At 65.7% G+C, this 10,735-nt stretch carries 13 protein-coding genes; 9 read left to right on the top strand and 4 right to left on the bottom strand.

Features of this window, described 5'->3' with window-relative positions:
- Positions 1 to 9 precede the first annotated feature (9 nt).
- The 5 genes from LC060_RS18455 (at position 10) to LC060_RS18435 (ending at position 3,914) form a co-directional block, all read left to right on the top strand.
- Positions 10 to 1,038, top strand: coding sequence for an aromatic ring-hydroxylating dioxygenase subunit alpha (locus tag LC060_RS18455; protein ID WP_226638167.1), 1,029 nt, complete (start codon positions 10 to 12; stop codon positions 1,036 to 1,038).
- Positions 1,035 to 1,937, top strand: a complete 903-nt coding sequence (locus LC060_RS18450; protein WP_226638166.1) for a VOC family protein — start codon at positions 1,035 to 1,037, stop codon at positions 1,935 to 1,937. Before LC060_RS18455 ends, LC060_RS18450 begins: the two co-directional genes overlap by 4 nt.
- A gap of 208 nt (positions 1,938 to 2,145) precedes the next feature.
- Entirely contained in the window at positions 2,146 to 2,625 is a 480-nt protein-coding gene (rplM, locus tag LC060_RS18445; RefSeq protein WP_039389852.1) for a 50S ribosomal protein L13, read from the top strand.
- Complete coding sequence (gene rpsI / locus LC060_RS18440; RefSeq protein ID WP_226638165.1) at positions 2,625 to 3,155, top strand: 30S ribosomal protein S9; 531 nt, start codon at positions 2,625 to 2,627, stop codon at positions 3,153 to 3,155. The genes rplM and rpsI overlap by 1 nt, the downstream gene beginning before the upstream one ends.
- Before the next feature lie 141 nt (positions 3,156 to 3,296).
- On the top strand, positions 3,297 to 3,914 hold the full coding sequence (locus LC060_RS18435) for a DUF2238 domain-containing protein (RefSeq protein ID WP_226638164.1): 618 nt from the start codon (positions 3,297 to 3,299) through the stop codon (positions 3,912 to 3,914).
- Between the two features lie 90 nt (positions 3,915 to 4,004).
- On the opposite strand, the gene LC060_RS18430 is transcribed toward LC060_RS18435, so the two are convergent.
- Entirely contained in the window at positions 4,005 to 5,687 is a 1,683-nt protein-coding gene (locus LC060_RS18430) for an arylsulfatase (RefSeq protein WP_226638163.1), read from the bottom strand.
- 314 nt (positions 5,688 to 6,001) lie between these two features.
- On the opposite strand from LC060_RS18430, the gene LC060_RS18425 reads away from it, so the two are divergent.
- The 3 genes from LC060_RS18425 to LC060_RS18415 are packed head-to-tail and all read left to right on the top strand — an operon-like array spanning position 6,002 to position 7,701.
- Positions 6,002 to 6,400 carry a PadR family transcriptional regulator gene (locus LC060_RS18425; protein ID WP_039389858.1) on the top strand — a complete coding sequence of 133 codons (399 nt, stop codon included), beginning with the start codon at positions 6,002 to 6,004 and terminating at the stop codon, positions 6,398 to 6,400.
- The gene (locus LC060_RS18420) at positions 6,387 to 6,953 is read left to right on the top strand and encodes a DUF1700 domain-containing protein (RefSeq protein ID WP_226638162.1); all 567 of its coding nucleotides are present in this window, start codon (positions 6,387 to 6,389) and stop codon (positions 6,951 to 6,953) included. Before LC060_RS18425 ends, LC060_RS18420 begins: the two co-directional genes overlap by 14 nt.
- Before the next feature lie 22 nt (positions 6,954 to 6,975).
- Complete coding sequence (locus LC060_RS18415; protein ID WP_226638161.1) at positions 6,976 to 7,701, top strand: GIN domain-containing protein; 726 nt, start codon at positions 6,976 to 6,978, stop codon at positions 7,699 to 7,701.
- Positions 7,702 to 7,898: 197 nt separating this feature from the next.
- Here the strand turns inward: LC060_RS18415 and LC060_RS18410 are convergent, their stop codons facing one another.
- The 3 genes from LC060_RS18410 to LC060_RS18400 form a co-directional block, all read right to left on the bottom strand.
- The gene (locus LC060_RS18410) at positions 7,899 to 8,765 is read right to left on the bottom strand and encodes a metallophosphoesterase family protein (RefSeq protein WP_226638160.1); all 867 of its coding nucleotides are present in this window, start codon (positions 8,763 to 8,765) and stop codon (positions 7,899 to 7,901) included.
- 71 nt (positions 8,766 to 8,836) lie between these two features.
- Complete coding sequence (locus tag LC060_RS18405) at positions 8,837 to 9,748, bottom strand: diacylglycerol/lipid kinase family protein (RefSeq protein ID WP_226638159.1); 912 nt, start codon at positions 9,746 to 9,748, stop codon at positions 8,837 to 8,839.
- Between the two features lie 52 nt (positions 9,749 to 9,800).
- Complete coding sequence (locus LC060_RS18400) at positions 9,801 to 10,073, bottom strand: hypothetical protein (RefSeq protein WP_226638158.1); 273 nt, start codon at positions 10,071 to 10,073, stop codon at positions 9,801 to 9,803.
- A gap of 316 nt (positions 10,074 to 10,389) precedes the next feature.
- On the opposite strand from LC060_RS18400, the gene LC060_RS18395 reads away from it, so the two are divergent.
- The gene (locus LC060_RS18395) at positions 10,390 to 10,731 is read left to right on the top strand and encodes a UrcA family protein (RefSeq protein ID WP_226638157.1); all 342 of its coding nucleotides are present in this window, start codon (positions 10,390 to 10,392) and stop codon (positions 10,729 to 10,731) included.
- The last annotated feature ends 4 nt before the right edge of the window (positions 10,732 to 10,735 follow it).

Genomic DNA, 10,735 nt, shown 5'->3' with positions numbered 1-10,735 from the left:
ACTTTCGACATGACCGAGACGAAACCCTTCCTCGAAAACGCCTGGTACATGGCCGCCTGGAGCCATGAAGTCGGCGAGGACATGCTGCGCCGCCGCCTGCTCGGCGAGCCGATACTGCTCATGCGGCGACAGGACGGTACCGCGGTAGCGCTGGTCGACCGCTGCCCGCACCGCTACGCCCCGCTCAGCAAGGGGGAACGCGAGGGCGACACCATCGTGTGCCCCTATCATGGCCTCACCTTCGATGCCGCGGGCCAGTGCGTGCGCAATCCCTTCTCCGAGAAGATCCCCGCGGGCGCGCAGCTGCGCAGCTTTCCCGTGGTCGAGCGCGACCACATCGTCTGGTTCTGGCCCGGCGATCCGGCGCGCGCCGAAGGCACCCCGGTGCCCGATTTTTCGGCCATCGTGATCGACGGCCATGCCCCCATCACCGGCGTGATGCCGATGGCGGCAAACTACGAGTACGGCACCGACAACCTGATGGACCTCTCGCACATCGAGTTCGTCCACAAGGGCACCTTTGCCGGGCGCGGCGTGATCTTTGCAGGGACCCACGAGGTCAAGGCGCAGGGCGACCAGCTCCATTCCAACTGGTGGATGCCCGCGATCCCCGCGCCCGCGCACACCTTCGGGATCTACGACCCAGCGATGATCACCGACCACTGGCTGGACATGCGCTGGCAAGCGCCCGCCAGCATGTACCTGCAGGTCGGCGCCTGCCCGCAGGGCGGCGAGCGCGCCGAGGGCGTGATTGCCCACCAGGCGCATATCCTCACCCCCGAAACGCAGGGCTCCAGTCACTACTTCTGGGCGACCACGCGGCAGGGTCCCCCCTCCCCCGAGGGCGATGCCATGCTGGCCGGTCTCATGGGCGCGGCCTTTGGCGAGGAGGACAAGCCGATCATCGAGGCCGCCTACGCCAACACCGACGGCGCCGACTTCTGGGAGCGCAAACCGCTCTCGCTCGGCATCGACACCGGCGGCACGCGCGCGCGCCGCATCATCGAGAAACGCAAGAAGGAAGAGGCCGCCCTATGAGCCGCGTGACCGAGATTCGCTATGTCGGCTATGGTGTCGAGGACTTCGACGCCGAACGCCGCTTCTACACCGAGGACTGGGGCCTGGTGGAAGTCGCCGCCAACGAGGACACCGCCTGGTTCAAGGCGCAGGGGCACGATGAACACCACGTCCTGCGCCTCCACCGCCGCGAAACGAACTGCGTGGAGGTCATTGCCCTGGCCGCCCCCGACAGGGCCGATGTCGATGCCCTCCATGCAGCGGTGCAGGACGCAGGGTGCTCCATCATCCACGCGCCCCGCCCGCTCGACGCGCCCGGAGGCGGCTACGGCTTCCGCTTCTTCTCCCCCGATGGCCTGCCCTTCGAGATCTCGGCCGAGGTCGCGCCGCTCGACAAACGTGCCCTCGCGCACTGGGAGGGCGTGCCCGTGAAGATCAGCCACATTGTCCTGCATTCGCCCGACCATCAGGCAATGGTGCGCTTCTTCACCGATGTGCTGGGCTTTCGCGTCTCGGACTGGCTGGGCGATTTCATGTGCTTCCTGCGCTGCAACGCGGCCCATCACCGCATCGCCATTCTGCCGGGCCCGCCCTGTCTCAACCACGTCGCCTACGACATGCTCAGCCTCGATGACATGATGCGCGGCGCCAGCCGCCTGCAGAAGCGCGGCACCGATCTGCGCTGGGGGCCGGGCCGACACACGGCGGGCAACAACACCTTCAGCTATTTCGTGACACCGGGCGGCTTTGCCGTCGAATACACCTCCGAACTCGACGAGGTCGACTTCGACACCCACGAGGCGAAGGTCCACGAGCCTGCCCCCCAGATCATGGACCAGTGGGGAATCGGTACCGGCGGCCCCCAGACCATGCCCAAGCCTGCCGTGGACCCCTGCCTGTTCAAACCTGCGCAAACCTGAGCCGGCCCGGACAGATTCGTCCTGCAGATCGCACGAGCAACGTGCCATACGATGCCATGCGGTATCATATTACCTCTTCGCAAAGCCGCATCCTGCTTGACTTGGCGCCCGATTTCGACGAATTGGCGCCACTTCCCGCGTACGGGACGGATTCGCGCCAGCGCCAATCCCCCGGACGCGCGCACGAAACACAAGGGATAGACCAGCCATGAAGGCGCTCACAAAGGTCACCCGGTCGATCAAGCCGGCCGAGGTGGAAAAGAAGTGGCATCTGATCGATGCCGAAGGTCTGGTGGTTGGCCGTCTGGCTGTCATCATCGCCGACCTCCTGCGCGGCAAGCACAAGCCGAGCTTCACCCCGCACGTCGATTGCGGCGACCACGTCGTCGTGATCAACGCCGAGAAGGTCCGCTTCACCGGCAACAAGCTCAAGCAGCAGACCTACTACAAGCACACCGGCTACGCCGGCGGCCTCAAGGAAGTCACCGCGGACAAGGTCCTCGCCGGTCGCTTCCCCGAGCGCGTGCTTGAAAAGGCCGTGGAACGCATGATCCCCCGTGGTCCGCTGGGCCGCGACCAGATGCGCGCCCTGCACGTCTACGCCGGCACCGAGCACCCGCACGGTGGTACGCAGCCCGAAGCCCTCGACGTTGCTTCGATGAACCGTAAGAACAAGGTGGGTGCCTAATGTCCGACACTGATACCGTCCAGAGCCTGTCCGACCTCAAGGACCTCGGCACCGAAGTCGCGACCGAAGAAGCTGCTGCTGAAGAGCAGGGTTTCACCCCCGTCGTCTCGAACGTTCCCCTGCGCGAGCAGGAACTCGACGCTCAGGGCCGCGCCTACGCCACCGGCCGCCGCAAGGACGCCGTGGCCCGCGTGTGGATCAAGCCCGGCACCGGCAAGATCACCGTCAACGGCCGTGACCAGGAAGTCTACTTCGCACGTCCGACCCTGCGCCTGGTCATTGCCCAGCCGTTCCAGATCACCGCGCGCGAAGACCAGTACGATGTCGTCGCCACCGTCAAGGGCGGCGGTCTCTCGGGTCAGGCCGGCGCTGTGAAGCACGGCATCTCGCAGGCGCTCTCGAAGTACGAGCCGGTCCTGCGCGCCACGGTCAAGGCCGCCGGCTTCCTCACCCGCGACAGCCGCGTGGTCGAGCGTAAGAAGTACGGCCGCGCCAAGGCCCGTCGTTCGTTCCAGTTCTCGAAGCGCTAAGTTTCGAACGGACCGACGCACCGGTTTACGAAAAGAGGGTCGCGGGCAACCGCGGCCCTTTTTTCATGCCTACGCCCCTTGGGCGCGCGTTGCAGCACCGGGGCTTGCATGCCCCCCGGTATCTGGCCAATCCTGTCGGGAATGCACCGGACCACCCTACGCGACCTCACCGCCCTCACCCTCCTCTGGCTGGCGGGCCTTCTGGCCTCGGGCTGGAGCCCGTACGAGCGCTCGACCTGGCTGATGGAGGTGGCCCCCGTCCTGATCGCGCTACCCGTGCTCTGGGCCACGCGCAGCCGCCTGCCCCTCACCCGCCTCTCGCTGGCGCTGATGGGCCTGCATGGCCTCGTCCTCATGTTGGGGGGCGCCTATACCTACGCGCGCGTGCCGCTGGGCTTTACCTTGCAGGACCTGCTGGGCCTCGCGCGTAATCCCTACGACCGGATCGGCCACTTCGCGCAAGGCTTCGTGCCCGCAATCGTGCTGCGCGAATTGTTGCTGCGCCGGGGCGGCCTTGCGCCCGGATGGCTTTCCAGCGTGCTGGTCACGGCCTGTTGCCTGGCGGTAAGCGCCGCCTACGAGCTGATCGAGTTCGGCGCGGCCATGGCGCTGGGTCAGGGCGCAGAGGCATTCCTGGGCACCCAGGGCGATCCCTGGGACACCCAGTGGGACATGCTCATGTGCCTTGTGGGCGCAATCTGTGCCTTGACCCTCCTTACCCCCTGGCACGACCGCCAGATCGCCCGGATCGAGAGCTGAGCCCCAAAAAAGACCCCGGAGCGGCCGCGACCGCTCCGGGGCATGCTTGAGGATGGCCCCCACGGTCTCCCGGGGGGAGGGACAATCGCGTTACTGGAGGCCCTGCTCCATGAATTCGGCCACGACATTGGACATGTCGAACGAGGCCCCGCCCTGCACCGGCGGGTATTCCGCCAGAGTCTTGAGGTGCTTGTTCATCAAGACGCCCATCGGCTGCATCAGCCACGAGACCTTCTGAAGCAGGTGCCCGTAGGCATCGACCGAATCGTAGCTCTCGAAGGGGTCCATGCGGATGTTGAACATGAGCGGCGCCGTGCGCGGGACCAGGTTGTCGTAGTAGTTTTCCTTGGTCGAGAAGTGGATCTTCCAGGGCCCCATGCGCACCGCGGTCAGCTTGCTCTCGTAGTAGTGGAAGATGTGGTCGCGGTTGGAATTTTCCTGCTGGCCGGTCCAGTAGGGCACGTTGTTCACGCCATCGATATACTGCTTCTTGCTGCTCAGCATCCGGCTGTTCACATCGGGAACACCGGCAATCGCAGCGAGACTGGTGAACATGTCCTGATGGGCCTGGATGCCGTTCAGCACCTGATCCTGTGGGATCATGCGCGGATAGCGCAGCATCGAGACCACGCGCACACCGCCCTCGTAGGTGGTCATCTTCTCGCCGCGGAACGGCGTGGTCGCGCCGTGCGGCCAGGAATCGTGCTCGGGGCCGTTGTCGGTCGAGTACCAGATCAGCGTATCATCAAGGATGCCCTGCTGCGCAAGCCAGTCGAGCACGGTGCCCACGTCCCGGTCATGCTGCATCATGCCCGAACCGTGAAGGTCGGCCTCGGAGGTGTACTTCTCGGCCGCGTAGCGCCACTCATCGTCAAGGTGCGTGTAGACGTGCATGCGCGAGGTGTTCATCCACACGAAGAACGGCTCGTTCGCGGCCTTGGCCTTGCCCATGAAGTCGAGCGCGGTCGGAATCATCTCGGCCGAATCGAAGTTTTCCATGCGCTTGCGGGTGAGCGGCCCGGTGTCCTGGATCGTCTGCTTGCCCACCTTGCCGAAGCGCGGGTCCGAAGTCGTATCGTCCCGGTCGGTGGCAAAGCTGTGAATCACGCCGCGGGTGCCAAACTGCGCCTCGTACGTCTCCAGGTCGCCCGAGAACTTCTTGCCGAAGGCCTGGTAATCGCGCTGCTCGGCCTCTTCCTGGGTGTTGAGGTGGTAGAGGTTGCCGAAGAACTCATCGAAGCCATGCGCGGTGGGCAGGTGCTCGTTGCGGTCGCCCAGGTGGTTCTTGCCGAAGTGGCCGGTGCGATACCCCGCCATCTTCATCACCTCGGCCAGACACGGCGAGGCGGCCTGAAGCCCGAGTGCAGCGCCGGGCTGGCCCACCGTCGTCATCCCCGACCGGATCGGGTACTGCCCGGTGATGAAGGCCGCGCGGCCCGCCGTGCACGAAGGCTGCGCGTAGTGGTCGGTGAACTTGATGCCCTCGCGCCCGATGCGGTCGATGTTGGGGGTGCGGTAGCCCATCGTCGCGAGGCCATAGGCCGAGACGTTCTGCCAGCCGATGTCATCGCCCCAGATGACGAGGATGTTCGGCTTGCGGCCCGAGGCCGCCTGCGCCAGCGCTTTCTGCGTGCCGATCAGCGAGCCCAGCGCAGGCAGTGCGGCGGCCATGCTCGAGGCCGAAAGCATCTTGCGCCGGGACATGCCCTTTGGCGTGCCCGCCTCGGGTGCGGCGTGGGGGCTGTCGGAATGGGGCGTATCGTCGTCGTGCATCGCGGAACTCTCCTCTGAACACGGGCCGAAGGACAGCTGCGCAATCGAAGACGATTCGCGCGAGGAAGCCCCCAACCTCTCAGGACGCCACTGTGGCCCGGCGCAGCATCGCGCCGATATCAGGGTTTACCCCCGGCCGAGGGCTGCCTGACCCTGACGAAGTCACGGAAGTCGCGAACAAAAACGCGTTCCTGCCGAGGGCTTCTATCTTGCCGTGCACGGTATAGCGCATGGATCTGTACCTCCTTTAAGAAGGTACCTTGCATCACACACTAGCTGTCTATATACAGTCTCCATCGACAGGAGATGATTCGATGTCCGAAATCGAAGTCCAGCTTAAGAAGGGGGTGCTCGGCCTTTGCGTGCTTGCCCTGCTTTCGCGGCGCAACAGCTACGCCTACGAGATCGCCAGCCGCATGGCCGACGCGGTCGATATGGGCGAAGGGACGATCTACCCGCTGATGCGCCGCATGCAGAAGGACGGTCTGGTCTCGACCTATCTTGAGGAATCGCCGTCCGGTCCGCCGCGCAAGTACTACGCCATCACCGAAGCCGGCCAGACGCGCCTGGCCGCGCAGATCACCGAATGGCGCGGTTTCACCGCCGCGGTCGACGAACTGATCGCGGGCGATGCGCCCGCCGCCACTGCGCCGGAAGCCACCGGCGAACCCGCGAACGTGCAGGAAGGGGAATCCAGCCATGACGCGTCTTGAATTCATCCGTCGCCTCGAAGCCGGGCTCAAGGGCCTGCCGCGCGAGGACGTCGACGACATCCTCTCCGACTACGCCGAGCACTTCGAAGCCGGCATGGCTGAAGGCCGCAGCGAGGAGGCGATTGCCGCCGCTCTGGGCGATCCGGCCCGCTTGGCTCGCGAACTGCGCTTCGAATTCGGCCAGCGCAACTGGAAGGAGGCGCGCTCGCCGTCCTCGGCCTGGGCCGCGATCATCGCCTTCGTCGGCCTCGCCTCCCTCGATATCCTCCTGCTGCTGCCGATCATCGTGACCGTGCTGGGTGTGCTCATCGCGCTGTTCGTGGCCGTCATCGCGGTGTTCATCGCCGGTGGCTTTGTCCTTCTCGCTGGCCCTTTCACCGGCTTCCCCGGAGGCTGGGCCGTCGCCCTTCTCGCCGGTCTCGGCATCCTGAGCGGATCGGTCGCGGCCGCGGCGATCCTCATCCTCGTCAGCATCTGGGTCATCAACGCCCTGATGTGGTTCGGCCGCCTGCACTTCCGGGTGCTCGAGCCCGCCATTCACCCCGACAAGTAACCGCGCACGCAGGAGATATATCATGTTCCGCAAACTGCTCATTGTCTTCGCCAGCGCCGCGATCCTCTCGCTCGTTGCCTTCGCCGGGGCCTGGATCGTCGGGGGAGAGGACGCCCGCCGCGAGTTCGCTCAGGAAGGGGGCTGGCACATCGGCGACGAGGACGAGGACCTGGGTCCCACCAAGACCCGCGAGTTCGCCATCGAGAGCGGATCGCAGATCGCCATGGAAGTGCCCGTCGACCTCAGCTTCACCCGCGGCGAGACCGCCAGCATGACCGTCAAGGGGCCTGAAAAGCTGCTGGAGCGCCTGGTCTGGGAGGACGGCCGCCTCAAGCTCGATGGGCGCCGCAGCCACTGGGGCGATGGCCTCAAGGTCGTCATCACCGCGCCCGAGATCGAGGGCCTTGATCTCGACGCACCGGGCGATGTCACATTGGTCGGCCTCGACCAGGACCAGTTCACGCTGAAGGCCAATGGCGCGCTTGACCTCGAAGCCGAGGGCAAGGTCCGCACGATGGCCGTCACCACCAATGGCGCGGGCAACATCGATCTCGCCAAGCTCTACGGCGATGACGTCAAGGTCGAGGTCAACGGTGCGGGCGATGTCACGCTGGGCCCCAAGCGCCTCGCCGAAATCGAGATCAACGGCGTGGGCCACGTGACCCTGGTGCGCAAGCCCGAGATCCTGCGCAGCAACATCAACGGCCTGGGCTCGGTCGACCACGACTACGCGAAGGCGGACATGTAGGATGAAGGATTCTCAAGGGGCCATCGCCCCTTGACCCCAAAACGGGCGACCTCACCTTTAACACGCGCCTATGCGCGCGCGAGGTGAGGCAGCCCGTTCGGGGAGCCCGAGGGCGATGGCCCTCGGATCTATCTCTTCTACCCGACCTCAAACGAAAAGAGCCGCAGGAAACTGCGGCTCTTTTTTGCATGTTCCGGTCAGCTCACCGGCGGATCGACTTCGGGCACCTTGCCGACAGGCGCCACCGGCTCTTCGGGATCGCGCGGGGGCAGCGCGTTCTCGGGCACGTCGCAGATCATCATGTCGCGGCTTGCCACGTCTTCCAGATTTCGCGCGATGACGCGGATGTCATCCCCCTCGATCACGATCTCGTTGAAGCTGGGCGGGGTCGAGCGGATGCGCTGCGAGAGCGTGCCCGCGCCGATCATCCGCAGCGGGCCCGCCTTCGTGTCCGCGACGAGATCGAAGGGATCGTGAATGTGGCCCGAAAGGATCGCGGCGACCTTGCGCCCGGCCAGCGCCTCCATCGTGCGGGTGCCGTTGATCGTGAGCAGCTTGTTGTCGCGCTCGCGCCGCTCGGTCAGCGGGTGGTGCGCGGCGACCAGAATGCGCGTGCCTTCGGGCTGCGCGTCGATCGCGGCCAGCGTTTCCTCCAGCGCCTTCTTCGTCACCCAGCCGTTCGACCAGGGAAAGCGCTGCCACTGCGCGCGCGTGGTCGTCTTGAGCGGGATCACGGCGAGACGCGGCAGGCCCAGTTCCGCCTCGACCAGATGCTCGATCCGGTTGAACCGGCGGTAGGGATCGAAGAAACGCTGGTAGAGGTTGGCGTACGGGATATCGTGATTGCCCACCTCGACCGTCACCGGGATATCGAGCGCCTGAATCCAGGCGCAAGCGGCGTCGAACTCGCGGTGGCGCGCGCGCATGGTGAGGTCGCCAGTGATGGCAAGGGCATCGGGCTTTTCGCGCTCGATGCAACGCTCGACCCAGGCGAGGGCGCTGCGGTCCTCGAGCCCGAAGTGGATATCGCTCAGATGAAACAGCTTGAGCGGGCGGTCATTCATGCACTTTCACCTGCGTTGGGTCTGCGTTTCGGGCCATTTCGCCCCGGCGCGAAGGAACTCGCCTTCACGCCCTATACCTCGCGCGTGGCAATAAGATCGACCTCGCAGGGTGCAAGCTCGAATATTTCCTCGGGCTCGCCATCAAAGGGTTCACCATCGATGAGCAGGCCCATCGGCTCGCCCGCCGGGCAGACGAGGCGAATACGCTGGTGGATGCCAAGATCGTCGTGCGGCCCATTGCGGAAGTTGCGGTTGAGCAGCGCAATCCCCTGCCCCGCGTAGTCGGCCAGCGATTGGGCGTAATAGCCGCGCGCGGAGAGGCCCTCCTCGCCCGGATTGACGGTGATCGCCGCATAACCGTCCTCGCGTCCGCAATCGGTTTCGGCGCATACGACCTTGGGCCCGTTGGTGGAATAGCTGATGGCCTGGCGCGCGGTGGCCACCACTTCAACCAGGTTCGCATCGCGCAGGGCCTCGCGCACCTCGTTCCAGATCGTGCCCGGCCCCGCAAGCACGCCGGTCAGCGCGGTTCCGTGCCGGGTGTCGATGACAGGCGTGCGCACGCGGCGCCCTTCCCCGCTCTCGAGACGCGCGGCGATCTCGTCCGCGCTGGCCGGGCCGTGCAGCGTTTTGGCGAGGAGATTCATCGTGCCGCCGGGCAGCACAAGCACCGCCCCGCCCCAGCCGAACAGGCCCGTGACGACGGCGTGGACCGTACCATCACCGCCGAACGTGGCGACGACCTCGACCCCTTGCGCCTCCAGATCCGCGGCTTCAGGGGCGGGATCGTCAGGGAAGTACAGCGTACGCGCGACATCGAAGCCCGCGGTCTCCAGAGCCTGCTTCGCCTCGCGCTGGGTCTGCGCGTCGTTGCTGCCGCTTGCCGGATTGCACACCAGCCAGAGACGCCGCGCCTTTGCGCTGCCGGGGGCGGGATCATCGGGTTGCGCCACGGCGGCGGGTGTCTGCGATGCCTGTTCCATGCTTGGCGAAAAGCCCCGTACGCCCGCCGGTTCCCGGATCACCTTTGCGCAATTACAGCCGCTCGGTGACAATCAGCCAGGCGGCGACGCCATTGACCAGCGAATAGACAAGGTAGAGCAGCGCCCACCCTTGCGATCCGGCCGAGACCATCAGCAGCGCGCCCAGCAGCATCACGAACTCGACAAGGAGACTGGCTCGCCCGCCCAGCGGCTTCAGCAGCCAGGGCACCTGGGCCAACATCGGATGCCCGCTTTCGAGGACGGCCTTGTGGGCGGCGAAGTTGATCACGCCCAGACAGAAGACGACGAGAACGGCAATGGTCACATCGCGCAGCCTAACGCGGCTTGCGCCCCAATGCCAATCCCCCTCCATGCGGGCCTGCACCAAGGCCCTGCACGGCCCTTTGCGAATCATGGCTGCGAGTCGCCGCCGTGCGCGGGCATCCCTGCATTTGTGCAGGCTCCGGCCCATGCCGTTCGTCGACTACAAACGTCGTTTGTCCGCCGGCTGTGCCTTTTGTCGACCTTGGACGACCCACCATAGATGCCTGCGTGAAGCGGGGGCGGGTTGGGTGCAGAAGAAACTCATCGAGCCGGCCGACACACACATCGCGGACCTGCTCACCATAGGAGGAAACACGATGTTCAAGAAGACTGCCCTTTTCGCCGCTGCCCTTGTTGGTCCCGCTGCCATGGTCGGCCTCGCCGCTACCGCCACCCCCGCCGCCGCGCAGGAAAGCATCCCCACCGCGACCGTCTACTACACCGACCTCGACCTCAGCACGGTCGAAGGCCAGGAGACCCTGGAACGCCGCCTCGTGAAGACGGCCCGCAAGGTCTGCCGGATGGACGAACGCGCGGTCGACTCCTTCCTGCCCAGCTCCTCGTCGCAGGCCTGCTACCGCAAGGCCACCGAGAAGGTCGACGGCCAGATCGCGGCCGCCATGCGCGACCAGGAAAAGGCCCAGCGCTACGGCGGCTGATCCC

Origin of the sequence: Novosphingobium profundi, from assembly GCF_020524485.1 — a bacterium.
In the GTDB taxonomy this organism is placed as follows: Bacteria; Pseudomonadota; Alphaproteobacteria; order Sphingomonadales; family Sphingomonadaceae; genus Novosphingobium; species Novosphingobium profundi_A.
This window is presented reverse-complemented; position numbering and strand designations above follow the sequence as displayed.

Excerpts from the sequence above, each read along its gene's own strand:
- LC060_RS18425 (WP_039389858.1), top strand. The coding sequence starts at position 6,002 with ATGTCCGAAATCGAAGTCCAGCTTAAGAAGGGGGTGCTCGGCCTTTGC.
- LC060_RS18430 (WP_226638163.1), bottom strand. The coding sequence starts at position 5,687 with ATGCACGACGACGATACGCCCCATTCCGACAGCCCCCACGCCGCACCC.
- LC060_RS18450 (WP_226638166.1), top strand. The coding sequence starts at position 1,035 with ATGAGCCGCGTGACCGAGATTCGCTATGTCGGCTATGGTGTCGAGGAC.
- LC060_RS18420 (WP_226638162.1), top strand. The coding sequence starts at position 6,387 with ATGACGCGTCTTGAATTCATCCGTCGCCTCGAAGCCGGGCTCAAGGGC.
- LC060_RS18410 (WP_226638160.1), bottom strand. The coding sequence starts at position 8,765 with ATGAATGACCGCCCGCTCAAGCTGTTTCATCTGAGCGATATCCACTTC.
- LC060_RS18455 (WP_226638167.1), top strand. The coding sequence starts at position 10 with ATGACCGAGACGAAACCCTTCCTCGAAAACGCCTGGTACATGGCCGCC.
- LC060_RS18415 (WP_226638161.1), top strand. The coding sequence starts at position 6,976 with ATGTTCCGCAAACTGCTCATTGTCTTCGCCAGCGCCGCGATCCTCTCG.
- LC060_RS18395 (WP_226638157.1), top strand. The coding sequence starts at position 10,390 with ATGTTCAAGAAGACTGCCCTTTTCGCCGCTGCCCTTGTTGGTCCCGCT.
- rpsI (WP_226638165.1), top strand. The coding sequence starts at position 2,625 with ATGTCCGACACTGATACCGTCCAGAGCCTGTCCGACCTCAAGGACCTC.
- LC060_RS18435 (WP_226638164.1), top strand. The coding sequence starts at position 3,297 with ATGCACCGGACCACCCTACGCGACCTCACCGCCCTCACCCTCCTCTGG.
- rplM (WP_039389852.1), top strand. The coding sequence starts at position 2,146 with ATGAAGGCGCTCACAAAGGTCACCCGGTCGATCAAGCCGGCCGAGGTG.
- LC060_RS18405 (WP_226638159.1), bottom strand. The coding sequence starts at position 9,748 with ATGGAACAGGCATCGCAGACACCCGCCGCCGTGGCGCAACCCGATGAT.